At 72.7% G+C, this 23366-nt stretch carries 21 protein-coding genes and 2 pseudogenes; 13 read left to right on the top strand and 10 right to left on the bottom strand.

Going from position 1 to position 23366, the window contains the following annotated elements; all coding sequences use genetic code 11:
• The first annotated feature begins 130 nt into the window (after positions 1-130).
• Together J8M50_RS48360 and J8M50_RS48355 are read left to right on the top strand one after the other, a co-directional pair.
• Positions 131-841: a response regulator transcription factor gene (locus J8M50_RS48360; protein ID WP_029184650.1), complete on the top strand. Its 711-nt coding sequence runs from the start codon at positions 131-133 to the stop codon at positions 839-841.
• On the top strand, positions 831-1943 hold the full coding sequence (locus J8M50_RS48355) for a sensor histidine kinase (protein ID WP_010360300.1): 1113 nt from the start codon (positions 831-833) through the stop codon (positions 1941-1943). Before J8M50_RS48360 ends, J8M50_RS48355 begins: the two co-directional genes overlap by 11 nt.
• A 10-nt stretch (positions 1944-1953) precedes the next feature.
• Here J8M50_RS48355 and J8M50_RS48350 read toward each other — a convergent pair whose 3' ends face one another.
• Genes J8M50_RS48350 through J8M50_RS48340 form a run of 3 tightly spaced genes read right to left on the bottom strand, consistent with a single transcriptional unit; the run spans position 1954 to position 4549 of the window.
• Positions 1954-2997: an NAD-dependent epimerase/dehydratase family protein gene (locus tag J8M50_RS48350; protein WP_010360301.1), complete on the bottom strand. Its 1044-nt coding sequence runs from the start codon at positions 2995-2997 to the stop codon at positions 1954-1956.
• Positions 2998-3050: 53 nt separating this feature from the next.
• Complete coding sequence (locus J8M50_RS48345) at positions 3051-3431, bottom strand: hypothetical protein (RefSeq protein ID WP_010360302.1); 381 nt, start codon at positions 3429-3431, stop codon at positions 3051-3053.
• Positions 3428-4549: a molybdopterin-dependent oxidoreductase gene (locus J8M50_RS48340; RefSeq protein WP_040838642.1), complete on the bottom strand. Its 1122-nt coding sequence runs from the start codon at positions 4547-4549 to the stop codon at positions 3428-3430. Before J8M50_RS48340 ends, J8M50_RS48345 begins: the two co-directional genes overlap by 4 nt.
• A gap of 361 nt (positions 4550-4910) precedes the next feature.
• Here J8M50_RS48340 and J8M50_RS48335 point away from each other — a divergent pair, with 361 nt between their 5' ends.
• Positions 4911-5558 (top strand): hypothetical protein, encoded by a 648-nt coding sequence (locus J8M50_RS48335; RefSeq protein WP_010360306.1) that lies wholly within the window; start codon positions 4911-4913, stop codon positions 5556-5558.
• Here the strand turns inward: J8M50_RS48335 and uppS are convergent.
• Entirely contained in the window at positions 5488-7092 is a 1605-nt protein-coding gene (gene uppS, locus J8M50_RS48330) for a polyprenyl diphosphate synthase (protein ID WP_010360307.1), read from the bottom strand. The genes J8M50_RS48335 and uppS overlap by 71 nt on opposite strands.
• Before the next feature lie 212 nt (positions 7093-7304).
• Between uppS and J8M50_RS48325 the strand changes: the two genes are divergently transcribed.
• Together J8M50_RS48325 and J8M50_RS48320 are read left to right on the top strand one after the other, a co-directional pair.
• A complete protein-coding gene (locus J8M50_RS48325; protein WP_078481496.1) occupies positions 7305-10091 on the top strand; it encodes a glycosyl hydrolase 115 family protein in 2787 nt (928 codons plus the stop codon).
• Entirely contained in the window at positions 10088-10960 is an 873-nt protein-coding gene (locus J8M50_RS48320; RefSeq protein WP_010360310.1) for a GNAT family N-acetyltransferase, read from the top strand. Before J8M50_RS48325 ends, J8M50_RS48320 begins: the two co-directional genes overlap by 4 nt.
• Here J8M50_RS48320 and J8M50_RS48315 read toward each other — a convergent pair.
• On the bottom strand, positions 10950-12215 hold the full coding sequence (locus tag J8M50_RS48315; protein WP_010360312.1) for a YhgE/Pip domain-containing protein: 1266 nt from the start codon (positions 12213-12215) through the stop codon (positions 10950-10952). The two genes, J8M50_RS48320 and J8M50_RS48315, sit on opposite strands and share 11 nt — an antisense overlap.
• Before the next feature lie 63 nt (positions 12216-12278).
• On the opposite strand from J8M50_RS48315, the gene J8M50_RS48310 reads away from it, so the two are divergent.
• Entirely contained in the window at positions 12279-12848 is a 570-nt protein-coding gene (locus J8M50_RS48310) for a TetR/AcrR family transcriptional regulator (protein WP_078481485.1), read from the top strand.
• Positions 12849-12962: 114 nt separating this feature from the next.
• Positions 12963-14135, top strand: coding sequence for an amidohydrolase family protein (locus J8M50_RS48305; protein WP_010360314.1), 1173 nt, complete (start codon positions 12963-12965; stop codon positions 14133-14135).
• 52 nt (positions 14136-14187) lie between these two features.
• Here the strand turns inward: J8M50_RS48305 and J8M50_RS48300 are convergent.
• Positions 14188-14349, bottom strand: a pseudogene (locus tag J8M50_RS48300) (MFS transporter); the annotation flags it as partial.
• A 23-nt stretch (positions 14350-14372) separates the two neighbouring features.
• Here J8M50_RS48300 and J8M50_RS48295 point away from each other — a divergent pair.
• Positions 14373-14642, top strand: coding sequence for a MarR family winged helix-turn-helix transcriptional regulator (locus J8M50_RS48295; RefSeq protein ID WP_010360315.1), 270 nt, complete (start codon positions 14373-14375; stop codon positions 14640-14642).
• A gap of 7 nt (positions 14643-14649) precedes the next feature.
• Here the strand turns inward: J8M50_RS48295 and J8M50_RS48290 are convergent, their stop codons facing one another.
• The gene (locus J8M50_RS48290) at positions 14650-15123 is read right to left on the bottom strand and encodes an SRPBCC family protein (RefSeq protein ID WP_010360316.1); all 474 of its coding nucleotides are present in this window, start codon (positions 15121-15123) and stop codon (positions 14650-14652) included.
• A 217-nt stretch (positions 15124-15340) separates the two neighbouring features.
• Here J8M50_RS48290 and J8M50_RS48285 point away from each other — a divergent pair, with 217 nt between their 5' ends.
• The 4 genes from J8M50_RS48285 to J8M50_RS48270 are packed head-to-tail and all read left to right on the top strand — an operon-like array spanning position 15341 to position 20433.
• Positions 15341-16627, top strand: a complete 1287-nt coding sequence (locus J8M50_RS48285) for an ATP-grasp domain-containing protein (protein WP_040838647.1) — start codon at positions 15341-15343, stop codon at positions 16625-16627.
• Positions 16620-17858, top strand: a complete 1239-nt coding sequence (locus J8M50_RS48280; protein ID WP_010360322.1) for an MFS transporter — start codon at positions 16620-16622, stop codon at positions 17856-17858. The genes J8M50_RS48285 and J8M50_RS48280 overlap by 8 nt, the downstream gene beginning before the upstream one ends.
• Positions 17855-19342, top strand: coding sequence for an amino acid adenylation domain-containing protein (locus J8M50_RS48275; protein ID WP_010360324.1), 1488 nt, complete (start codon positions 17855-17857; stop codon positions 19340-19342). Before J8M50_RS48280 ends, J8M50_RS48275 begins: the two co-directional genes overlap by 4 nt.
• Complete coding sequence (locus J8M50_RS48270; RefSeq protein WP_010360326.1) at positions 19339-20433, top strand: thioesterase domain-containing protein; 1095 nt, start codon at positions 19339-19341, stop codon at positions 20431-20433. The genes J8M50_RS48275 and J8M50_RS48270 overlap by 4 nt, the downstream gene beginning before the upstream one ends.
• A gap of 86 nt (positions 20434-20519) precedes the next feature.
• On the opposite strand, the pseudogene J8M50_RS49975 reads toward J8M50_RS48270, so the two are convergent.
• Positions 20520-20925: pseudogene (locus tag J8M50_RS49975) on the bottom strand (SDR family NAD(P)-dependent oxidoreductase); the annotation flags it as partial.
• Here J8M50_RS49975 and J8M50_RS49970 point away from each other — a divergent pair.
• Positions 20889-21104: a hypothetical protein gene (locus tag J8M50_RS49970; RefSeq protein WP_029184653.1), complete on the top strand. Its 216-nt coding sequence runs from the start codon at positions 20889-20891 to the stop codon at positions 21102-21104. The pseudogene J8M50_RS49975 and the gene J8M50_RS49970 overlap by 37 nt on opposite strands.
• Positions 21105-21241: 137 nt before the next feature.
• On the opposite strand, the gene J8M50_RS48250 is transcribed toward J8M50_RS49970, so the two are convergent.
• Both J8M50_RS48250 and J8M50_RS48245 read right to left on the bottom strand, forming a co-directional pair.
• Positions 21242-22231, bottom strand: a complete 990-nt coding sequence (locus J8M50_RS48250; protein ID WP_010360330.1) for a YeiH family protein — start codon at positions 22229-22231, stop codon at positions 21242-21244.
• A gap of 119 nt (positions 22232-22350) precedes the next feature.
• Entirely contained in the window at positions 22351-23226 is an 876-nt protein-coding gene (locus J8M50_RS48245) for a DUF4394 domain-containing protein (protein WP_010360331.1), read from the bottom strand.
• Positions 23227-23366: the final 140 nt, after the last annotated feature.

Below are 23366 nucleotides of genomic sequence, written 5' to 3'. Positions count from 1 at the left end.
TACGAACGCGAAGCGGACATAAGGGACTTGGTCTCCTTACGAACCGCTGACGTCACCACTCCTTACGATTCGCTGACGTCTCCCCCGGCGACCTGGGTGAAAGCCCTCGGCCGGGTGTCAGACTCGCGGAGTGAAACGTGTACTCGTGGTGGACGACGACCCCACCGTCTCCGAGGTCGTCGCCGGGTATCTGGACCGGGCCGGCTTCGCCGTCGAAGTGGCCGCCGACGGGCCCGCCGCCGTCGCCCGGGCCGCCGCCCACCCGCCCGACCTGGTCGTCCTGGACCTGATGCTGCCCGGCATGGACGGCCTGGAGGTGTGCCGCCGGGTCCGCGCGGACGGACCGCTGCCGGTGATCATGCTGACCGCGCGGGGCGACGAGGAGGACCGCATCCTCGGCCTGGAGGTCGGTGCGGACGACTACGTCACCAAGCCGTTCAGCCCGCGCGAACTGGTCCTGCGGGTCGAATCGGTACTGCGCCGGGCCACCGGCGCTCCCCCGGCCGCCCGCACCGGGCCGTGGCTGCGCAGCGGGCCCCTCGCCGTCGACCCCGTCGCCCGCCGGGCCACCCGGCACGGCACGGAACTCGCCCTGACGATCCGGGAGTTCGACCTGCTGACGTTCTTCCTGCGCCACCCCGGGCGGGCCACGAGCCGCGAGGACCTGATGCGGGAGGTGTGGGGGTGGGAGTTCGGTGACCTGTCGACGGTCACCGTCCATGTGCGGCGGCTGCGCGAGAAGGTCGAGGACGATCCGGCCGAGCCCCGGCTGATCAGTACGGTGTGGGGCGTCGGCTACCGCTTCGACCCGCCCGTCGAGGAGGCCGGCGATGCTCGGTGACACCCTCCTCATCGCCCTGTACGCGGGGATCGGCGCCGCCCTCTGCGGGCTCGCCGGAGCGGCGGCGCTGCGGCTGCTGCGGGACCGGTCCGTGGCGCTGTCCCTCGGCGTGGTGTCCGGCGTGACGGTCGCGGCGATGCTCGCCGGGACGATGCTCGTGTCGTGGGCGATGTTCCTGTCGGAGCACGACCTGTGGGTCGTCACCATGGTGTGCGCGATGGCCTCGGTCGCCGCGCTCGTCGTGTCGCTCCTGCTGGGGCGCAGCGTCGTCCACGGCAGCCGGGCCCTCGCCGAGGCGACCCGGGCGCTCGGCGACGACGGCAGCTTCACCCCGCCCGCCGCCGCGCCGACCGCCGAACTGGCCGCGCTGAGCCGCCAGTTGGCCGCGACCAGCGCCAAGCTCGCCGCGTCGCGGGAACGCGAGCAGGCCCTCGAAGCCTCCCGCCGCGAGCTGGTCGCCTGGATCTCCCACGACCTGCGCACCCCGCTCGCCGGGCTCCAGGCGATGGCCGAGGCGCTGGAGGACGGCGTCGTCGGCGACCCCCGCGTCTACCACGCCCGTATCCGGGCCGAGGTCGGGCGCATGGGCGACATGGTCGGCGACCTCTTCGAGCTCTCCCGTATCCAGGCCGGTGTCCTCGCGCTCTCCCCGACCCGGCTGTCGGTGTACGACCTGGTCGGCGACGCGATCGCGGGGGTCGACGCGCTCGCCCGGGAGCACGGTGTCCGGCTGGTGGGCGCCGGGGTGGAGCAGGTGCCGGTGGAGGTCGACGGGCGGGAGATGTCCCGGGTCCTCGCGAACCTCCTGGTCAACGCGATCCGCCGGACCCCCGCCGACGGCACGGTGGCCGTGTCCGCGCGGCGGGAGGCCGACCGGGTCGTGCTCGCGGTGACCGACGGCTGCGGTGGCATTCCGCCCGAGGATCTGCCCCGTGTGTTCGACACCGGGTGGCGGGGCACCGACGCCCGTACGCCGCCTGCGGGGGCGGGGCTGGGGCTCGCGATCGTGCGGGGGATCGTGGAGGCGCACCAGGGGCGGGCGGCGGTGTCGAACGTGCCTGGCGGGTGCCGGTTCGAGGTGCATCTGCCGGCGACGGTGTAGCGCGCCGCCCTCACCCCGCCCGCAGCGCCGCCCCCGCGAACTCCCGCATCCCCTCCGCGAATCCGACCTCGGGCCGCCATCCCAGCTCCTCGCGCAGCCTCTGCGAGGACGCGGTGATGTGGCGGACGTCGCCGAGGCGGTACTCGCCGGTGACGACGGGGGGCGGGCCGCCGTACGACGCGGCGAGGGCCTCGGCCATCTCGCCGACCGTGTGGGGGTCGCCGCTGCCGACGTTGTACGCGCGCAGGCCGGTCCCGGTCGGGGCGTCCAGCGCGGCGAGGTTGGCGGCGGCGACGTCGCGGACGTGGACGAAGTCGCGGCGCTGGCCGCCGTCCTCGTACACGCGGGGTGCCTCGCCCCGGGCGAGTGCCGAGCGGAAGAGGGAGGCGACGCCCGCGTACGGGGTGTCGCGGGGCATGCCGGGGCCGTACACGTTGTGGTAGCGCAGCGCGGTGGCGTGGCCGTCGGTGGCGCGGGCCCAGGCGGCGGCCAGGTGTTCCTGGGTGAGTTTGGTGGCGGCGTACACGTTGCGCGGGTCGGTGGGGGCGTCCTCGGTGACCAGGCCGGGGGCGAGGGGGGCGCCGCAGTGGGGGCAGGGGGGTTCGAAGCCGCCCGCGTCGAGGGTGGCGGGGTCGCGGGGGCCGGGGCGTACGACGCCGTGGCGGGGGCACTCGTAGCGGCCCTCGCCGTAGACGACCATCGAGCCGGCCAGCAGGAGGCGTCGTACGCCCGCGTCGGCCATGCCCGCGAGGAGGACCGCCGTGCCGAGGTCGTTGCAGCTGACGTAGTCCGGGGCGTCGGCGAAGTCCTTGCCGAGGCCGACCATGGCGGCCTGGTGGCAGACGGCGTCCACGCCGCGCAGGGCCTCGGCGACGGCGGTGGGGTCGCGGACGTCCGCGACCCGGCGGACGACGCCTTCGGGGGCCGGCGGGGGTGTGCGGTGGGCGGCGGGGAGCAGGGCGTCGAGGACGCGGACGTCGTGTCCGGCGGTGGTGAGGGCGGTGACGATGTGCGAGCCGATGAAGCCCGCGCCGCCGGTGACCAGGATCAACATGCCCTCGACCGTAGGGGGTTGGGGGTGGCCCTGGGGGGCTCGGCGCGGGGACGTCAGCGGTTCGTAAGCCTTTTCCCGACCCGGTGCGCGACGGCTGCCGTCAGCGCGACCACCGCGAGCGCGATCAGCCAGTTGCGCGGGTAGTCCAGGGGCAGCACCGAGGAGTTGGGGCGGGGGCCGGGGCGCAGCAGGACCGGGAGCGCTACGGCCGTCAGCGCGCCGGACACGATCAGCGCCGCGCGGACCGGGCCGCGTACGACGCCCGCGCGGCCCGCCAGGAGGACGAGCGGGGCGATCAGGCCGTCGTGCAGGCCGACGGCCGCCGCGAGCCAGAGCAGGACGTCGGTGGCGTGCGGGAGGTCGATGAGGAGGGAGGCGCCGAAACCCAGGAGTGCCAGGCCGGCCGCGCCCGCGAGGAGCCTGAGGAGTCTCACGACAGGACCTCCAGCCGGCCGACCCACTTGGTCTGGAGGACGCCGGGGCGGTTGGGGGCGATGAGGCGGGCCGGGTAGCCGTGGTCGGGGTGGAGGTCCTCGCCGTTCAGGCGCAGGGCGAGGAGGGTGAGGGGGTCGCGGGCGTGGGTGTGGGCCAGCTCCGACACCCGGTATCCGCCGCGCAGTTGGAGCGAGACGACGCGTACGCGGGCGTTCGGCGGTGCGCCGGCGCGGTCCAGGAGGTCGGCGGTGCGTACGCCGGTCCAGCGGGCGGAGCGGCTCCAGCCCTCGACGCAGGCGATCGGCAGTTCCGCCTCGTGCTGGGGCAGGGCGCGCAGTTCGGCGAGGGTGAGGGTGTAGGGGCGGGGGCCGGTCACGACGAGGCGGTACTCCTCGTCGGCGACGCGTCCCACGCCGGCCTGGGCGGCGGTCCGGTTGACGGGGAGGGACTGCGGGCCGTGGTCGGGGTGGCGGGGTGCGAACAGGGCGAGGCTCTTCAGCGGGGTGACGGTCTGGCCGACGGTGGTGAGGGTGACGGCGCCTACGGCGGCGGCCACCGCGCGCAGCAGGGAGCGGCGGTCGGGGTCGTCCAGGGTGAGCGTGGCCGGTGAGTTGCGGCTCCAGTGGGCGCGGATCTCGGGGGCCTTGACGGCGAGGTGCAGCAGGAGGGCGCCGGTGACCAGCCAGGCGACGGCGTAGTGGGCGGGGACGAAGGAGAAGGTCCACGGGTACCACTGGGCCGTGTTGAGGAGTCCGGTCGCGAGCTGGAACAGGGCTCCGGCGACGAGGAGGGCGACGGAGAGGCGTTCCAGGGCGTGGCGCAGCGAGGTGACGGGGGGCCAGGTGAACAGGCGGGGGTAGACGGTCCACAGCTTGGCGAGCAGCAGGGGGATGGCGGCGATACCGGAGGCGATGTGCAGGCCCTGGCTGAGGCGGTACCCCCACACCGGACGGCTGGGAATGCTGAGCCAGTCCGGGGGGTGCTGCATGAAGTGGCTGATCAGGCCGGTGGCGAAGCACACGAGGAAGGTCGCGCCGAGCCAGCGGCCGATCGAGGTGGCGGTGCGGGCGTCGTGGAGGCGGCCCTTGAACACCGGTGGAGAGACGTGCGGTTTCATGGTGTCCATCCCATCGGGCGGGGGCCGGGTGGGGAATGGATCGACTCCTTACGGAGCGAGGACGTCTGCGGAGGACGAGGCCGGCGCGCTGGCGTCCGCTGGTGGAGTGAGGCCGTCCGGGGTGTCACCGCGGTGGCCGCTTCACTGGCACCGCGGTGACGTCGTCCATCCTGGGTGCGGGGCGGCTTCCGGGCGAGGGGTTCGGGGGTATGTCAGGGACTCGTAAGGTTCGTGGCCGTCCCACGATCGGGTGGTCCGGGACGCACTTTCGAGGGGTTCACGGCCCCGTGCGGCCTGCGCGGTGTCCGTGGGCCCCGATGATCCTTGCCGGGTCGCGCCGTGCGGCCCCGGAAGGATGACGATGGACAACACACGACGTTCCGTTCTCGGCGCTGTTCTGGCCGCCCCGTTGCTGGCGCAGTTCGCGGGGGCGGCCGATGCCGGTGCGGCGGACGGGTCGCTCGGTACCGTCTCGGACGGGTGGGCGGAGGTCCGGTGGACGCCGCTGGGCGAGGCGCTGCTGGGCCGGTTCGGGGCGACGGTGGCGGCGGTCGAGCCCGCGACGATGGACGCGAAGGGGGGCGCGATCCGCTTCCCGGTACTGGCCGGCAACGGTGACCCGTCCCTGCTGAACCCGGTGAAGGCGCACGGCGACGGGCGGCTGGCCGGGGGCGTCGAGGTGCGCACGCCCCAGGGCACGGTCCGGGTGACGGAGCTTCAGGGGTTCCTCCAGGACGGGGTGGCGTGGGGGAAGTGCGTCGTCAACGGCCTGGACGTCGGTCACCGGGCGACGGTGCGGCCGGGGCTCGACAAGGGGGTCCTCCAGACGGAGACCGTGCCGCTGGGGTCGCCGATGAAGGTGAAGGTGGCGGAGGTGCCGCTGCGGCCGACGCCGGAGCTGCTGGAGACGTTCGCGGCCACGTTCGCCACCGACGAGATCACCGCGGACTCGGTACTGGCGTATGTGACCGCGGAGGGGGTGTACACGCCGCCGAAGAAGACGGCGTGACGGCCGTGCCGCCGAAGCGGCGTTCGCGTTCCGTGTAGGCGGTGACCGCGTCCCTGAGCCGGGTGAGGTCGTAGTCCGGCCAGGGCGTGGGGTCGAAGACGAGTTCCGCGTAGGCGAGGTGCCAGGGCAGGAAGTTGCTGATCCGCTGCTCGCCCGAGGTGCGGATCAGCAGGTCGACGTCGGGGAGTTCGGGCACGTACAGGTGGCGGGCGAGGTCGTCGGGGGTGATGTCCTCGGCGCGCAGGGTGCCGGCGACCGCTTCGGCGGCCAACGCGCGGGCGGCGGCGGTGAGTTCCTCCCGGCCGCCGTAGTCGACGCACAGGGTGAGGGTGAGGACGTCGTTCGCGTACGTCATGTTCTCGACGAGGGCGATCGCGGAGGCGAGGGAGGTGTCGAGGCGGTCGCGGCGTCCGCACCAGCGGACCTGGACGCCGAGGCCGTGGAGGGTCTGGGCGCCCCGGGAGATCCAGTCGGCGAGGGCGTCGAAGATCGCGCTGGTCTCCTCCTGGGCGCGGCTCCAGTTCTCGGTGGAGAAGGCGTAGAGGCTGAGGTGGCGGATGCCGAGCCGCAGGGCGGAGTTGACCAGGCGCAGGGCGGCGCGGGAGCCGGCGTGGTGGCCTTGGCGGGCGGGGACAGCGTGGGTGTCGGCCCAGCGCCGGTTGCCGTCCATGATGACGGCGACGTGTGCGGGGCGCTCGCCCGGCCAGGGGGGCCGGGGGCGGGTCTCGCCGGTGGGCTGGTCGATGCCGGTGGTGAGGACGCGGGAGCGCAGGAGGGTCACTTCGTCGTGGTGGAGCTGGACGCCGAGGAGGAGGGAGTGCAGGAAGGGGCGGTACGGTTCGGCGACGGCCCAGGTGGCGGGGACGGCTTCGGTCAGCAGGGCACGCCAGTGGGTGAGTTGGACGTCGATGAACGCGTCGAGGGCTTCGCGCGGGCCGGCTGCGGTGAGGTCGTCGACGGTGAGGCCGAGGGCGCGCAGGTCCTCGCGGGGCCAGTAGCAGCGGCCCGCCGCGAGGTCGTCGGGGAGGTCCTCGTACAGGTCGGCGAGTTTGCAGGCGTCGAAGAGGGTCGCGACCAGGCGGGCGCTCTCGGGGCCGCGCGGCTCCAGGAGGGGCGCCCAGAGTTCGCCGACGACTCCGGTGATGCCGCGCAGGAAGCGGCGCTGGTCCGCGAACGTCTCGAAGGCGGGCGGGGCCGCGCAGTCGGCGGCGACGGTCGCGAGGTGCTCCTCGACGAGGGCGTGGTCGAGTCCTCGGCGGTGCACGGTGTCGATCAGGGCGCGGCGCTGGGGGTGTTCGCTGCGGCCGGTCCTCAGCTCGGCGAGGGTGTCGGCCCGCCAGCGCGCGAACCGTTCCCGGCGGCCCTCGGTGGGTCCTTCGTCGGCGATGCGGTCCGTGGTCACGGTCCAGCCGTGGATGGCGTGCATGAACGGCCGTACCTCGGGCGGGAGGAGGCCGGTCACGGTCCACAACGCGGGCAGGTGGTCGCGTACTTCGGCCTCGCACGCCTCGTACGACTCCCGCAGCTCATCCATCTCGTACCTCGTCCTTCTCGCGTTGTCGACGTCAGCCCTAACGACCCACTCCCCCATCGGTCGCTCCTGCCTCTGGACGGGTCCGTGAGGCGCCTCCTACAGTGCACAGCAAGCGCTTTCTTGACCTGCTCATGCCCTTGTCGCCCGCTGTGGATCAGGAGTGCCTCGTGCCGGACGGACCCCTGTGGACCCGCAAGTCGTTCCTGCTCGGCATGGCGGCGGCCGGTGCCGTCCCGCTGCTCCCGGCGGCGGCCGAGGCGTCGCCCTCACGGCCGGACTTCCCCCTGGTCGCCGACGGCCTCGCGACCGACCTCTACGTGGACCCGGCGGAGCATCCGGCGGTGATCCGCGCGGCCGGTGACCTCCAGGCCGACATCGAGCGGGTCAGCGGTGTCCGGCCCCGGCTCCTGCACGCCCTGCCCGAGCGCGCCGGGCACCTGGTCGTCATCACCACCTCGGCGGCACCGGGCCGTTGGGAAGCCTCGGTGACCCGCGTCGTCGACCGTCCCTTCCCCGGCGTGGACCGCGCGCTGACGATCACCGGCAGCGACCGGCGCGGCACGGTCTACGGCATCTACGACACGTCCGAGCGCATCGGCGTCTCCCCCTGGCACTGGTGGGCCGATGTCCCGATCGCCCACCGCGACACGGTGACCGTCCCCGCGCGCACCTTCGAACGGCGCGAGCCGAGCGTCCGCTACCGGGGCGTCTTCATCAACGACGAGCAGAACCTGACGACTTGGTCGCACCGCACCCAGGAGCCGGACAAGAACATCGGCCCCCGCACCTACGAGCGGCTCTTCGAACTGCTGCTGCGCCTCAAGGCCAACTACCTGTGGCCCGCGATGCATCCGTACTCCGACTTCTTCAACAAGTACGCGGAGAACCCGGAGTTGGCCGACCGGTACGGCATCGTCGTCGGGTCCAGCCACCCGGAGGCCATGCTGCGCAACGGAGTTCACGAGTGGGACCCGTGGGCGGCGGAGCACCGGAACGCGGACGGGAGCCTGCCGGTGTACGACTACACCGTCAACCCGGCGGTGATCTCGGAGTATTGGCGGACCCGGGCGCGGCAGAACGCCCGTTACGAGAGCAGTTGGACGCTGGGGATGCGCGGGCTGCACGACTCGGCGCTGGAGACCCGCAACGCGACCACGGTCCCGGAGAAGGTCGCGGTGATGAACGAGATCATCGCCGACCAGCGGCGCATCCTCGCCGAGGAGGTCGGGGCGGGGGCCGAGCCGCAGATCTTCATCCCGTACAAGGAGGTGCTGGACCTCTACAACGCGGGCGTCCGGGTGCCCGACGACGTGACCCTGATCTGGCCGGACGACAACCACGGCAACATGCGCCAGCTCCCGGACGACGCCGAGCGGGCCCGGAGCGGCGGGAACGGGATCTACTACCACCTCTCCTACTGGGGGCGGCCCCGCAGCTACCTGTGGCTCGACACCACGCAACTCGCCAAGGTGTGGCAGGAGTTGAGGCGGGTGCACGAGCACGGGGTGGACCGCGTATGGATCTTCAACGTGGGTGACCTCAAGTCCATCGAGACGGGGCTGTCCTTCTGCCTGGACCTGGCCTGGGACGTGGACGGCCGGGGGCCCGAGGAGTTCCTCGCGCGGTGGTACGGGCGGCAGTTCGGGCGGGAGCACGCGACGGAGCTGACCGCGATCCGTACGGAGTACTACCGTCTCGCGGCCGAGCGGCGGCCGGAGTTCATCGACCGGGACGTGTTCTCGACCGTGCACCACGGGGACGAGGCGGGGCGCCGGATGGACGCGTACGCGGCTCTCCTGGAACGGGTCCGTGCGCTGGGGACGCGGCTTCCCGAGGCGTACCGGGACGCCTACTTCGAGCTGGTCGAATACCCGGTCCACGGCGCCTACTTGATGAACCTGAAGTACTACTGGGCGGATCGCAACGCGCTCGCCGTCCGGCAGGGGCGGGGTGCGGGGGTGAACCGGTACGCGGATCTCGCGGAGGCCGCGCACGCCGAGGAGCAGGCGATCACGCGGCGGTACAACACACAGGTCGCGGGCGGGAAGTGGGACGGGATCGTCAATCCGTACCCGTCCCAGATACCGAAGGCCCCGGGGCGACCGGCTGTCACGCGGGTCGCCCGGCAGGAGACGTCGGGGCTGGGGGTGGCGTCCGAGGGGAACGACGTCGGGACCGTCCGGGCGCTGTCGTTCGACTCCTGCGACCGGGGGCGCCGGTTCGTCGATGTGTTCAACACCGGGTTCCTGCCGGTGGATTGGGTGGCGGAGGTGAGTGAGCCGTGGGTGCGGGTGAGTGCTTCCGGTGGCACGCTCGCCGACCAGACGCGGGTCTGGGTGGAGATCGACTGGGACCGGGTGCCGGAGGGTACCCACACGCCGAGTGTCTCGTTCACGGGCGTGGGGCGGAGCGTTGCCGTCGCGCTGCGGGTGGTCAACTCCCCTGTGCCGGTGCGGGGGTTCGTCGAGGCGCACGGGTACGTGTCCATCGAGGCGGCCCACTTCGACCGGCAGGTTCCGCGCGGGGGCGCCCGGTGGCGGACCGTGCCCGGGCTGGGGCGGCGGACCGGCGCCGTGGAGGCCGTGCCGTCGACCGCGCCCTCGGTCACGGAGGAGTTCGGCACGCGCTCGCCCGAGCTGCGCTACCGGGTCCACTTCACGTCGGCCGGGACCTTTCCGGTGACCGTCTTCCGGCTTCCCTCCCTCGACGAGCGCGGCAAGCGGCGGCTGGCTGTCGCGCTGGACGGTCAGGCGCCGGTCGTGCTGTCGGGGCAGGCCGTCGCCACCGGGAATCGAGGGGACGCATGGGCTCGGAACGTGGAGGAGGGGGTCGAGAAGCTGACCGGGACGGTCGTCGTGGAGGCGCCGGGTGACCACACGCTGCGGCTGTTCATGGTCGATGCGGCGATCGCCGTGGACCAGATCGTCATCGGTACGGCGGGGGCGGTGCCGGGGTATCTGGCGCCGCCCGAGAGCGCGAGGTCTAGGGTTCGCGCATGACCGACCCTCTGTCGCGCCGTCCGGCGACTGTCGCCGACGTACCCGTGGTCCACCGTCTGATCGCCGCATGCGAGGAGAGTCTCCACGGGGAGGTCACGACCAGTGCGGACCGGGTCGCCGTCGAGCTCGGTGAGCCCGGTTCGGAGGCGGTGGTCGTCCTCGGTCCGGAGGGGGAGGCGGCCGGGTGGGGGTGGGTGCGGGGGCGGCGGGCCACGGTGGACGTGCATCCCCGGCACCGGGGGCGGGGGCTCGGGGGTTCGCTGCTGTCCTGGGCGGAGGCGCGGGCCACGGGTGACCGGCTCGCGCAGAGCGTCCCGCACAGCGACCTCGCGGCGATCGCGCTCCTGGAGTCGCGGGGGTACGCGCCGCTCGTCACCGAGTGGCTCCTTGAGATCGCGACGGACGTCGAGCCCGAGGTGCCCGCGCCTGCGGCGGGGGTCACGGTCCGGGCGTTCCGGGACGGGGACGAGCGGGCGGCGTACCAGGTGGTCGAGGACGCGTTCGACGAGTGGCAGCAGCGGCGGATGCCGTACGAGGAGTGGGTGCGGCACACAGTCGGGCGGGAGACGTTCGTGGCCGGGGCGTCGCCGGTCGCCTTCGCCGGGGAGGAGATGGTCGGCGCGGTGCTCTCCACCGACGGCGCCGAGGGGCGCATCCAGCGGGTCGCGGTGCGGCGGGACCAGCGGGGGCGGGGCATCGCCCGCCTGCTCCTGCTGGAGGCTTTCCGGGCCTTCCACCGGCAGGGCAGGCGGGCGTGCACGCTGTGGACGCACTCGGACACGGGCGCGCTGGCGTTGTACGAGCGCGTCGGGATGACGGTGCGGCGCAGTTCGACGGTCTACAGCAAGGTGCTCACCGTCACGCGGTGACCGGCTCCGGGGTTGTAGCCGGGGTCTCGGTGGGGTGGCTGCGGGTCAGGCCCTTGCGGTCGTACGCCCGGGTGCCGAGGAAGCCCGCGGCCAGGCCGAGGACGAGGGCGACCGTGGAGGCGATCACCGCGCGGCCGAGGCCGCCGTCCCACGTCGCGCCGAAGTAGAGGACCGAGCGGACGCCGACGTACGCCTGGTGGACGGGTTCGAAGCCGGAGAGGAAGCGGATGAACGGCGGGAGCGCCTCCAGCGGGGTGGTGCCGCCGGAGCTGGGGACGGCGAGGACGACGAACAGCAGGAGGCTGATGATCATGCCGAGTCCGCCGAGCAGCGCGAGGATCGCCTGGGCGACCACGGCGACGGCGGCGATCACGAGGATACCGAGCAGCCAGAGCTGCCACGGGTGGTCGAGGGGCATGCCGAGCCAGGCCGCGATGCCGAGGTAGGCGCTGCTGACGACGACGGCGAGGCCGCCCATGAGCGCCCACTTGAACAGGAGCGTGGACTGGCGGCTGTGGCCGGAGTTGGCGGCCATGCGGTAGACCGGGCCCCATTCGAGGGGGATGAAGCCGAGCTGCGCGTCGACGAGGTTGGCGACGATGACGGAGCCGGTGAATCCGGCGAGGACGAGCAGCAGGGCGTAGTAGAAGGCGGAGAGGCCGTTGCCGGTGCCGCTCGGGACCGCTTCGTACGGGGTGCTGTGGACGTCCAGCGGGGCGGCGAGGACGAGGCGGGCGAGGCCGGGGGCCTTCGGGGCGGCGGCGAGGAGCTGCTTGCCGACGGTCTCGTTGACGCCCGTCAGGGCCTTGGTGGCGTAGGCGTTGACGATGGAGACGCTGGAGGTGTTCGCCAACGGGTTGGTGTAGACGGTGACTTGGGGCCGCTGGACGTCGGTGCCGGGGCCGCTCAGCGCGCCGAGTTTCTGCGTCAGGTCGGCGGGCAGGACGATCGCCCCGTACAGCTTGCCCTCGCCCATCTGCTCGCGGGCTTCGGTGAGGGTGAGGGTGCGCAGGTCGAACTTGTGGGGGTCGGTGTTCTTGCGCAGGCCCTCGGTGATCTTGGCGCCGGTGTCGCCCCGGTCGGCGTTGACGACGGCGACGGGGAAGCCGTCGAGGTGGTCGGCGGAGTTGACCGAGCTGCCCAGGTACAGCGACGCGAGGGCCGCCATGATCACGGTGACGAGGACTGCGGGGGTCAGCCAGAGCGCGGGCCCCGGCCTCGTGGGGGCCGTCGCGTCGTCGTTGTCGTGCGTCACTGCACCGATTCCCTTCAGGTGACCATTTTGGTTACTAGGTGACCAGGATGGTAACTTGAGGCCATGAAGTCAAATGTGAAACCCACGAGCGAGGAGATCGACCACGCGCTGACCGACGTCGCGGCCTTCGTGTTCGCCCAGCACGGGTTCGCGCAGGGGACGGTCCAGGCGATCGCCGACGCCGCCGGCTACTCCAAGGCCGCCGTCCTCAAGCGGTTCGGCTCCAAGGAGCGCATTCAGGACGCCGTGGTCACGCAGGCGGAGCAGACCGCCGCGACGCTGGCGGACATCGCCGCGGCGGCTCCCGTCGGGCCCGGGCGGGACGCCGTGCTCGTCGAGGCGCTGGTGCGGATGCTCGGGGAGCGGCCGGGGATGGGGGCGCTCGTCGTGGGGGCGTTCTGGCTGACGCGGGAGCCGGAGGTGCTGGAGCGGCTCTCGGGGGCGCAGCGCACGCTGATGGAGGCGTTCGACCCGGGTGTGTGGGAGGACGAGGAGCGGCGGGTGCGGGTGGTGGCGGCGATCGGGGCGGTGACGGCGACGATGATGGCGCGGCGCGACGAGAACCATCCCGACCGGACCGACGTGATCGTGGCGGCGGGGCTGGGGGCGCTGGGGCATCGACCCGGTCGATGACCGGCATCGGTGATCGACTGTTCCCAACGCGCCTGGTCAGCGGCCAGAGTCTCTCTTCAGGGGCCCGTTCTCCGGCCCTCTCCCCCCACATTGCGGTTCTTGGAGATGAGACTTATGCGCAGCGAACTGCTGGCGCTCAGAGCCGGGCACGTCTTCGACGGCGTGCGGGTCCGGCCGTCGGGCACGGTTCTGGTCGAGGACGGCGTGATCCTCGACGTCGACTGCACGGGCGCCGAGCCGCCGGAGCACGCGGCGGTGACCGACTTCGGCCCTGACGCCTGGCTGCTGCCCGGGCTCATAGACGCCCACGTCCACCTGACCTGGGACGGCGGGCCCGACGCCGTACGGCAGGTGACGTCCGACGACCGGGCGGCCGTCCTGGAGACCGCGCGCGTCTCGGCGGCGGCGACGCTGGCGGCCGGGGTGACGACCGTCCGGGACCTCGGCGACCGGGACTACCTCACCCTCGACCTGCGGAACAAGGTTCCGGCCGAGGAGCGTCCCGAGATCGTCGCGGCGGGGCCGCCGATCACCACCCCCGGCGGGCACTGCCACTTCCTCGGCGGCGAGGCCCAGGGCACCGAGGCGCTGCTGGCGGCCGTACGGGAGCGCGCCGAGCGGGGGTGCGAGGTGGTGAAGGTGATGGCCAGCGGGGGCAACATGACGCCCGGGTCCGATCCGACGCGGCAGCAGTACGGCCGCTCCGACCTGAGGCTCATCGTCGACGAGGCGCACCGGCTGGGGCTGAGCACGGCCGCGCACGCGCACGCGCTCCCGGCGGTCGTGGACACGGTCGGCGTCGGCTTCGACACGATCGAGCACTTCTCGTTCATGACGCCGACCGGTGTCCTCCTGCTGCCCGACGTGCTGGACGAGGTCGCGCGGCGGGGGACGTTCGTGAGTCTCACGGTGGGGACGATGCCGGGCCGGACCGTGCCTCCGGCGATCGCGGCGGCCTTCGAGAAGTTCCTCGAACTCATGGCGAAGGTCATCGCCTCCGGTGTGCGGGTCGTTCCCGGCACCGACTCGGGGATCGCTCCCGAGAAGGCGCACGGGGTGTATCCGCACGGGCTGCGGCAGCTCGCCGAGCTGGGGATGCCCGCCGTGGGCGTCCTGCGGTCCGCGACCTCCGAGGCGGCCGAGGCGGTCGGGATGACCGGCCGCAAGGGGGTGTTGCAGCCTCGGGCCGACGCGGACGTCGTCGTGCTCGACAGGTCTCCGGTCGACGACATCGGGGCGGTCACGGACGTGCGGGCGGTGTACCGGGTGGGGCGCCGGGTTCACTGAAGGGTGTCGTTCGTTGCGCACGGCGGCGGTCTCAGCGCGGGTCGGGCAGTTTCAGGCTGATCGCGCGGGCGTGCGCCCGGTCGGCGGTCACCGCCTGAATCGTCGCCAGCACCTGCGGTACGAGCAGGGCGGCGGCACCCTGGAGGAGGCTGGCGGCCACCAGGAACCCGATGGTGGGAGCGAGTCCGCACAGGACCGAGGTGACGGTGAACGCGGGAGCCGGCCCGGTCGGAGCAGATGAGCCAGCCGGGGGTCACGCAGGTGATCACCCGGCTCGAACGCGACGGGCTCGTGGAGCGCCGGCCCGATCCGGCGGACGGCCGGGCGTCCCTCGTCCACATCACCGATGCGGGGCGCGCGATCGGCGAGGCGCGGTACGCGGACCGCAGCCGTCATCTGGTCGGCCTGGTCGCCGAGTTGACGCCGGATGAGCGGCAGGCGATCGCGGCGGCTCTCCCCGCGCTGGCGCGGCTGGCGGAACTCGGCAACGCACGGTCGGCGGTGTAGCGCGGGGTCAGTCTCCGGTCCGGCCCGTCACGTACGTCTCCAACTGAGCCAGGGACGAGGCGATTCCGGCCTCGTGGTCGGACTGGCCGATGCCGGGGGGTACGTCGGTGGCGGTGACCGTCACTCGGGTGCCCTCCGGGGTGGGGGTGAGGTCCCAGGTCATCGTCATGGTGCCCGCGTACGACGGGTCGTCGGACGTGAACACGGCCTGCTGGACGATCCGTTCGGGCGGGACGAGGGCCGCGAAGGCGACGTCCACGACGTCGGTGCCGTCCGAGGTCTTGCCGGGGTCGTCCGTGGGGTCGAGGTAGGTGAGGGTCATCCGGAAGCCGCCGCCGGGGCGGGGGTCCCAGTGCTCGACGCGTCCCCTCATGCCGGTCGGCGGGAGCCAGGTCTCCAGGGCGGAACGGTCGACGAGGGCGGCGTAGACGGTGGCCGGCGGGGCCGGGATGAGCCGGGCGGAGCGGTCGGTCCTTGGCATGGGGGCATCGTAGTGCGGCGGGTCGTGGGCGAATGCGGGCCTTGTTCTTCGAGCGCGAATATCGGCATTGTCAAGTGGGCTTCAGAATATGTGAACGGCTTTTTCGACGACCTTTCCTTTACCTCCCCGTGGGTGCTTCATTGCACAGGGGCGATAGATTCGGACAGCGCGGTCGGGCCATTCGACTGCCTTGGACCGGCAGGAAAGGAACAGGTGGGTGCCGGATATCGCCGCCGGATCGATAGTCGTCGTGTACGACAAAGGTGCCGCTTCCGCCGGTGAGATCGGTGCGGGAATTCGACGGACCGGAATTCCCGTGGTGACGGTTCTCGGGGATTCGGAACACGCGCGGTCGATGCGTCCGCTGGTCGGGGAATTCGGGCCGGTCGTGTCGCTGGACGCCGGGTTCGGGGCCGCCGTGGACGCGCTGCGCGCCGTCGGCGTCCGGGCCGTCACGACGTTCAGTGAGCGGATGCAGCACACCACCGCTCTCCTCGCCGAGCGCCTGGCGCTGCCGTACCACTCCCCCGCGACGGTCCGTCTCCTCACCGACAAGGCGGCGCAGCGCCGGTGTCTGCGCGAGGCGGGGATACCGCAGGCCCGCAGTCACCGCCTCGACCGCGCCGCGCAGTGGCCCGAGGCGGTCGCCGTCACCGGGCTCCCGGCGGTCCTCAAGCCCGTACGCGGTGAGGGCAGCCGCAACACCTACCTGGTCCAGGACCCGGACGAGGGGCGGGAGTTGGCCGAGGCGCTGCTGTCGGACGCGGAAACCGCCCTGGTGCTGGAGGAGTTCCTGGCCGGCCGGTCCGAACTACCCTTCGGGGACTACGTGTCGGTGGAGTGCCTCGTGCAGGACGGCGAGGTGCGTGTCCTCGCCGTGACCGGCAAGCCCGCGCTCCTGCCGCCGTTCCGCGAGACGGGCCAGTTCTGGCCGAGCCACCTGCCCGCGCCGGAGGTGGCCGCGCTCGGGAGCCTCGCCGCCGACGCCGTACGGGCCCTCGGGGTCCGGTCGGGGATCACGCACACGGAGATCAAGCTCACGCCTCACGGGCCCCGGATCATCGAGGTGAACGGCAGGCTGGGCGGCTGGGTCGGTGAACTCGCCCAGCGGGCGGCCGGGTTGAGTCTGGTCGAGGTCGCGGGGCGGATCGCGCTCGGTGAGCGGGTCCACGTGCCGCCGCTGTCGTTCGACGGGGTGTACTTCCAGTTCTCCACGCCGGGTCCGCGCGAGGCGTGCACGCTGACGAGGCGTCAAGGCGTCGCGGACGTACGGGCGTTGGAAGGTGTCACCGGGATCGTGCCGCTGGTGCGGCGCGGGGAGCGGCTGCCCGGCGGGGTGCACACGGCGCTGCTGGACATCGCCTTCGGGCACGCCCCGGACCACGCGGCGATGCTGGCGACGGTCGAGAAGGCGGCGGGTCTGCTCTCCTACACGTTCACGACGGACGACGGGCGGGTCCACCGGGCCACGGCCGCCGAGCTCAAGGGCAACGGCCTTGTCTGACACCGTACTTCGCACGAGGTGGGCCACCGGTCTGGTCCCGGAGCCGGGTGACGCGCGGCGGTTCGCGTTCCTCGTCCTGGTGCAGGCGAGCGGTACGGGGTTCTTCCTCACCGCGAGCACCGTCTTCTTCACCCGGGTCCTCGGATTCGGCGCCGGGCAGGTCGCGTTGGGGCTGTCGGCCGCCGGTCTGTGCGGGTTCCTCGGGACGGTCCCGGCGGGCCGGCTCGCCGACCGGATCGGTCCGAAGAGGCCGCTGCTGACGATGTACGGGCTGCTGGCGGTGCTGTTCGCGCTGTACGCGGCCGTCGACGACTACGTGTCCTTCGTCGCCGTCGCCTGCCTGATCTCCCTGTGCGAGACGGCGGGCAGCCCCCTGCGCGGCGCCCTCACCCACGCCCTGTTCGGCGGGGAGCGGGCCACGAAGGTGCGGGCCCAGACGCGCGGCCTGTTCAACCTGGGGCTCGCCGCGGGGGCGGCGGTCGCGGCACCGGCTCTCGCCGTCGGCGGCCGACGTGCTTTCTACGTCGTGACGCTCGCCAACGCGGTCGCGCAGCTCAGTTGCGTACTCATCGGGCGTGGTTTCCCGCCGACTCCGCCCACCCGGCGGGCCGGTACGGCGGCGTCCTCCGGGGCCGCTCTGCGGGACGGCCGTTTCCTGCTCGTCACCTTCAGCAGCGGGGTGCTTGAGCTGTACCAGCCGGTGCTGACCGTCGGTCTGCCGCTGTGGATCGTCACGAGCACCTCGGCGCCTGCGGCCGTGAACGCGGCGCTGTCGGTGACGAACACGGTCCTGGTCGTGCTGTTCCAGGTCGCCGTCAGCCGGGGGTCCGACACGCTCCCGGGAGCCGCGCGGGCCCAGTTGCGGGCCGGGGTTCTGCTCGCGCTGGCCTGTCCGGTGCTCGCGCTGAGCGCCTTCGGTCCGGCGCCGGTGGCGACCGCCGTGCTGCTGGCCGGAGTCGCCGTCCTCGGCTTCGGTGAGCTGGCGCAGTCGGCCGGGAGCTGGGGCATCTCGTTCGGGCTGCCGCCCGCCGACCGGATGGGCGAGTACCAGGGCGTGTTCGGACTCGGGCGCGGGGTCCAGCAGTTCCTCGGCCCGGCGCTGGTCACCTCTCTCACCGTCGGCCTGGGGACGGCCGGCTGGCTGGTCCTGGCGGCCGTGTTCCTCGCGGCGGGGCTGGCCTCGAAGGTCCTCGTCGACGGTGCCGTACGGCTGGAAGGAGACGTCGCATGACGACGCTGGTCGATCTGTTCCGCGCGAGCGCGGGGCGTGTGCCCGACGGGGTGGCGTTGCGGGGCGGGGGTGAGGAGGTGACGTACGCGGAGCTGGACGCGCGGTCGGACCGGGTGGCGAGGGTGCTCGCAGGGTCTGGGGTGGGGCCCGGGGAGTTGGTCGGGGCCGTGGTGGGGCGGTGTGTGGAGTCGGTGGTGACGGTGCTCGGGATTCTCAAGTCCGGTGCCGCGTATGTGCCGTTGGACCCGGCGTATCCCGCCGAGCGGTTGCGGTACGTCGTGGCGGACGCGGGCGTGCGGGTCTCGGTGGGGCCTCGTGCTCGTGAGGTTCCGGGCGTGGTGCTGCCTCTCGACGGGCCCGGTGAGGGGCGGCCGTCCGCGCCGTCCGCCGGCGATCCCGCGTACGTGATCTACACCTCCGGGTCCACCGGCAGGCCCAAGGGCTGTGTCGTCACGCACGCCAACGTCGTGGCGCTGCTGGAAGCGGCCCTGCCGCTCTTCGGGTTCGGGCCGCGTGAGCGGTGGACGCTCTTCCACTCGCTGAGCTTCGACTTCTCCGTGTGGGAGATGTGGGGTGCGTTCGTCACCGGCGGGACGCTCGTCGTCGTGCCGGACGAGGTGGCGCGGTCGCCGGAGCGGTTCGTGGAGCTGCTGGTCGAGGAAGGGGTGACCGTGCTCAACCAGGTGCCGTCCGTGTTCCGTTACACCGCGACCGCGTACCGGGAGGCGGGGTGCCCGGGGCTCGCGGTGCGGTGGCTCGTGTTCGGCGGGGAGGGGGTGGATCTGCCGGTCGTACGGGAGTTTCTCGGCGGGGTCGGCGGGGTGCGGCCGTCGGTGGTGAACATGTACGGGATCACGGAGACGACGGTGCACGTCACGTACAAGGAGCTGGACGACGCCGCGCTCGCCGGGGAGGTGCGGTCGCCGATCGGGCGGGCGTTGCCGCATCTGTCGGTGCGGGTGCTGGACGCGGATCGGCGGCCCGTGGCGGTGGGTTCCGTCGGAGAGATGTGGGTCGCCGGGGCCGGGGTGTCGTCCGGGTATCTGGGGCGGGCGGAGTTGACCCGGGAGCGGTTCGTCGCGCTGGACTCCGTCGTGCACTACCGGACCGGGGATCTGGCGCGTGAACTGCCGGGCGGGGAGCTGGAGTTCGTGGGGCGGGCGGACGATCAGCTCGCGCTGCGCGGGTTCCGGATCGAGCCCGGGGAGGTCGAGGCGGTGCTGCGGGGGTCGGGGCTGGTCAGTGACGTCGCGGTGACTGTGGCGACGACAGCTGCGGGAGCTTTTCTGCTGGCCGGGGTGGTGGCGGCGCCGGGGCAGGCGGACGGGCTCGCGGGGCGGCTGCGGAAGCATGCGGCGGCGGAGCTTCCGGCGCACATGGTGCCTGACCGGTATCGGGTGCTGGACGCGCTGCCTCTGACTCCGTCCGGCAAGACGGACCGGCGTGCGCTCGGCGCGCCTCGTACTGCGAAGGAGACGTCATGAACATCGCTGGAGCTGTTGACGGCGTGGAGGCCGTGGGCATCGCGCGCGCCGACCACGCCCGGCAGACCCTCACCGCCATCTGGGAAGACCTCCTCGACACCGAAGTCGGCCCCCACGACGACTTCTTCGAGCTCGGCGGCTTCTCCTTGCTCGCCGTCGACGTCGTCGGCGCGGCTCGCCGCAGCGGGCTGGCGATGCGCGCGGAGGATCTCTTCGAGCACCGTACGGTCGCGTCGCTGGCCGCCGCCCTGACCGCCCCCGCCGCTCCCCCGCCCGCGCCCGTCCTCACCGCGTCGGACGTGTGGCGCACCGCCGCGAGTCCCTGGGACCGGGACGCCGTCACCTGTCTGGTCCCGCTCGCCCCCGAGGGCCGCGGTGAACCCTTCTTCCTGGTGCACGTCGGTACGGGCAACATCCGGTTCGCGGAGCCGGTCGTCGAGAGCTGGCGTGCGGGCCGCCCGTTCTACGGCTTCGAGGCCCCCGGTTACCGGGGCGACGTACGCCCCCTCATCTCCCTCACCGCGATGGCCGACCGCTACCTCCTGGAGCTGCGCGAACTCCAGCCGCACGGCCCGTACTTCCTCGGCGGGCTGTGCCAAGGCGGCCTGGTGGCCTACGAGATGGCCCGCCGCCTGCGCGCGTCCGGCGAGGAGGTGCGGGCGTTGGTCCTCGTCAACCCGCCGTCCCAGGTGTCCCTGGTGGACCCGGGCTGGGGTCTCGACGAGCTTCTCTCGTTCCGGCTGGCGTCCCTGTCCGCCCAGTTCGGCCTCCCTGAACCCCTGGACCCCGCCGAGACGCTGGCCCGCATCAGGCCGCTGTACTGGTACGACGACGCCGTCGCCCCGGAGGAGTTCGCCCGGCTCCAAGTCCTGTGGTCGGCGGGCATGTTCGCGCAGGAGCACTTCGAGATCCTGCCGTACGACGGGCCGGTGACGGCGTTCGCCCGCGAAGAGGCCCGGGAGCAGCTGGCGTTGTACTGGCCCAGGGCCGCGCCCGGCTTCGAGGTGTCCTGGTACGACGCCCGGGCGACCCACCCGATCATGGTCGATCCCGAGGTGGGCCGGCGGGTGCGCGAACTGCTCACGCCGTAGGAGCCCCCCCAGTTGCGGCCCGCCATCACCCCGCCGTCCACGTCCCACACCGCGCCGGTCACCCAGTCCGTCACGTCGGACAACAGGAAGGCGACCGTGGCGGCGACGTCGTCGGGCGTGCCCGGCGAGTTCCATCGCGAGGTGCTGGGTCAGCGAGTGCAGGCCCGCCTTGGCCATGGAGTACGCCGAGGACGGGGTCGCGGCGACGGCCTGGTGCGCCCACATGGAGCCGACGTTGACGACCGCGCCCTTCACGCCGCGCGCGATCATGGTGACGGTGACGGTCTGGGTGAGGAAGAAGAAGGCGCGGTTGATGGCCTGGTAGCGGTCGTAGTCGGCGCCGGTGTGGTCGAGGAACGGCTTGGGCGCGAAGACGCCGGCCGCGTTCACCAGGAGCGTGGCGTCCGGGTGGTCGGCGGTGAGGGTGGCGCGCAGGTTGTCGACGGCGGCCGGGCGTGGCCGAGGTTCTGCGCCCGGACCTCGCCGATCCACTGGTCGTGCTGGTACTCGTGGTTGATGAGCGCGATCAGCAGATGCTTGGCGACGACGGTCATCTGCGTGGAGGCGATGGCGCCGATGCGGGCGTGGACGCGTTCGGCGACGGTGTCCCGGAACGTGCCGAGGCGCTGGACGGTGGGCAGGGCGCCGCGGAACTTCTCCGGGTTCGGTGACGCCCTCTACCAGCGACCGGTACTGGACGGCCGTCTGCACTGGGCGTCGACCGAGACCGCCGCCGATCATGCCGGGCATATCGAGGGGCGCTGTCGGCGGGTGAGCGGTCGGGCGGGCGTCGTCCGGGACAAGGCCCTCAGAAAGTGCCGACCGCCCTCAGCGCCCCGTACCCCACCGTCGTGACCAGCGCCGTGGACAGCGCTCCCAGGAGCAGCCCCCGCCTCCCCGTCCGCAGCAGTGCGCCGATCCGCACGCCGCTGCCCAGGGCGAAGAGGGCGGCGGTGAACAGGAGTGTGGTGGTGGTCTTGGCCGAGGTCAGGACCGCCGTCGGGACGGTGCCGGTCGTGCGCAGGAGCATCGTCGCCAGGAAGCCGACGACGAACAGGGGGACCAGCGCGGGGCGGTCGCCCGGGGTGCGGCGGCGGTGTACGGCGCCGGCTCCGGCGACCATCGGGGCCAGCAGGATCACCCTCGTCAGCTTGACTACGACGGCGACCGCGACCGCGCCGGGGCCCGCCGAGGAGGCCGCCGCGACGACCTGGGCAACCTCGTGGACGGAGATTCCCGCCCAGGTGCCGAGGTGTTCGGGGCTCAGGGCGAGGGCGCGGCCGAGGAACGGCAGGAAGGCGATCGCGGCGCTGCCGTAGAGGGTCACGAGGGTGACGGCGGTGGCGACCTCCTCCTTGTCGGTGTCGGTGACGCTGTCCATCGCGGCGATCGCGGAGGCACCGCAGATCGAGAACCCGGTCGCGACCATCAGCGTGAGGCCGGGCGGGACGCGCAGGAGCCGGCCGAGCAGGAGCGTCCCGGCGAAGGTGACGAGGACGGTGAGGACGACGGCCGCGACCGTCCCGGCGCCGAGGCCGAGGACCTCCCCGAGCCCGAGCTGGAGTCCGAGCAGGACGACGCCGAGGCGCAGGCACTTGCGCGCGGCCCAGGTCATGCCGTCCCGCGTCTCGTCCGGGAGCACCCCGCCGACCGCGACCCCGAGCACGACGGCGGCCGTGAGCGCGCTCAACGCCGGTACGCGGGAGCTGAGTTCGAACGCCACGGCCGTACCGGTAGCCGCCACGAGGAGCCCCGGCGTCAGGGCTCGGGACGCGACGGCCTGTCCTGTTGTGCTCATGCACCGATCGTCGACGGGGTACGGGCGGGCCGGTAGCGGTCATTTTGTGTGCAGGTCATCAACGCGGTGAATGAGTCGGCGCCGCGCCCCGGTGGTGCCGGGCCGCGGCGCGCGCCGGGTCAGTAGGTGCCCGTGAGGGTGATGGCGAGGTCGGTGATGTTGAGCGGGAACTGACCGATCGCCGTGGGGGAGCCGGTGAGGATGTCGACGCTGTAGAGGGTCGGGGTGCTCGCGCCGTACGGCGTCAGGGAGGCGAAGGCCGCGTTCGCGGTCGTCTTGCCGTTGGTGAGGGTGCTGAAGATGTCGATGCCCGCGTCGAGGTTCGCGTCGAAGCCGAGGAGGCCGGTCGCGACGAGGTTCCCGGCGTTCGGGGGCGACTGGATGACGATCTGGTCGTTGTAGGTGTCGACGTCGACGAGCGTGGTGCCGGTGGAGCCGACGAGGTCGTTGTTGGTGTACGCGGCGCCGGTCACGCCGAGCGCGTACGTGGTCGCGGGCGGGATGTTCAGCATGCTGTCGGCGACGGTCGTGTTGTCGTTGAGGTTGTGGCGCAGGTTCTGGCCGTTGTTGCTGATGACCCTCAGCCGGTCGGCGGCGGGGTTGAAGTCGATGTCGAACGTCGTGCCGTACAGGGCGATCTGGAGCTGCGAGACCTTGGTGACGACGACGTCGGTGGTGGCCGGCGGGGTCTTGATGGTGTAGATGCCGCCCTTGTCGCCGAGGCCGTACATCACGCCGTTCTGCGGCCGGTGGTCGATGCCTAGGAGCTTGGTGTCGCCGCTGAGTCCGGTGATGACGCGGACCCAGTCGAGGACCTGGGGCCGGTCGGTGGTGAAGGTGGCCATCAGGGTGCCGTCGCCGGTGATCCCGAAGGCCCGCAGGCTGGGGACGGCGGCTGCGGTGGGCGTGCTGGAGGCGGGTGTGCCGGCCATGACGAGGGCGCCGGCCGCGGTCAGGGCGGCGAGCAGCGTCGCGGCTCTCTTTCCCGTTCTCATCCTCGTGGTCCTCCCGTTCGGACGAACTGCTGTGGTGTGTACGGAAGGAGGGCGCCCTCGCGGTCCCATTAAGCGCGCGCCCATCCGCCCCGGCAACCAGGAACGGCCCCCGCCGCGCGAACTTTGCGCACCCTCACGAA

Origin of the sequence: Streptomyces acidiscabies (genome assembly GCF_020010905.1) — a bacterium.
Lineage (GTDB): Bacteria > Actinomycetota > Actinomycetes > Streptomycetales > Streptomycetaceae > Streptomyces > Streptomyces acidiscabies.
This window is presented reverse-complemented; position numbering and strand designations above follow the sequence as displayed.

What these genes read in the sequence shown, in the direction of transcription:
- J8M50_RS48295 (WP_010360315.1), top strand. Translation starts at nt 14,373, where the DNA reads ATGAGCCAGCCGGGGGTCACGCAGGTGATCACCCGGCTCGAACGCGAC.
- J8M50_RS48325 (WP_078481496.1), top strand. Translation starts at nt 7,305, where the DNA reads ATGGCGGCGGCCGGTGCCGTCCCGCTGCTCCCGGCGGCGGCCGAGGCG.
- J8M50_RS48245 (WP_010360331.1), bottom strand. Translation starts at nt 23,226, where the DNA reads ATGAGAACGGGAAAGAGAGCCGCGACGCTGCTCGCCGCCCTGACCGCG.
- J8M50_RS48305 (WP_010360314.1), top strand. Translation starts at nt 12,963, where the DNA reads ATGCGCAGCGAACTGCTGGCGCTCAGAGCCGGGCACGTCTTCGACGGC.
- J8M50_RS48275 (WP_010360324.1), top strand. Translation starts at nt 17,855, where the DNA reads ATGACGACGCTGGTCGATCTGTTCCGCGCGAGCGCGGGGCGTGTGCCC.
- J8M50_RS48320 (WP_010360310.1), top strand. Translation starts at nt 10,088, where the DNA reads ATGACCGACCCTCTGTCGCGCCGTCCGGCGACTGTCGCCGACGTACCC.
- J8M50_RS48250 (WP_010360330.1), bottom strand. Translation starts at nt 22,231, where the DNA reads ATGAGCACAACAGGACAGGCCGTCGCGTCCCGAGCCCTGACGCCGGGG.
- J8M50_RS48290 (WP_010360316.1), bottom strand. Translation starts at nt 15,123, where the DNA reads ATGCCAAGGACCGACCGCTCCGCCCGGCTCATCCCGGCCCCGCCGGCC.
- J8M50_RS48270 (WP_010360326.1), top strand. Translation starts at nt 19,339, where the DNA reads ATGAACATCGCTGGAGCTGTTGACGGCGTGGAGGCCGTGGGCATCGCG.
- J8M50_RS48335 (WP_010360306.1), top strand. Translation starts at nt 4,911, where the DNA reads ATGGACAACACACGACGTTCCGTTCTCGGCGCTGTTCTGGCCGCCCCG.
- J8M50_RS48350 (WP_010360301.1), bottom strand. Translation starts at nt 2,997, where the DNA reads ATGTTGATCCTGGTCACCGGCGGCGCGGGCTTCATCGGCTCGCACATC.
- J8M50_RS48340 (WP_040838642.1), bottom strand. Translation starts at nt 4,549, where the DNA reads ATGAAACCGCACGTCTCTCCACCGGTGTTCAAGGGCCGCCTCCACGAC.
- J8M50_RS48355 (WP_010360300.1), top strand. Translation starts at nt 831, where the DNA reads ATGCTCGGTGACACCCTCCTCATCGCCCTGTACGCGGGGATCGGCGCC.
- uppS (WP_010360307.1), bottom strand. Translation starts at nt 7,092, where the DNA reads ATGGATGAGCTGCGGGAGTCGTACGAGGCGTGCGAGGCCGAAGTACGC.
- J8M50_RS48310 (WP_078481485.1), top strand. Translation starts at nt 12,279, where the DNA reads ATGAAGTCAAATGTGAAACCCACGAGCGAGGAGATCGACCACGCGCTG.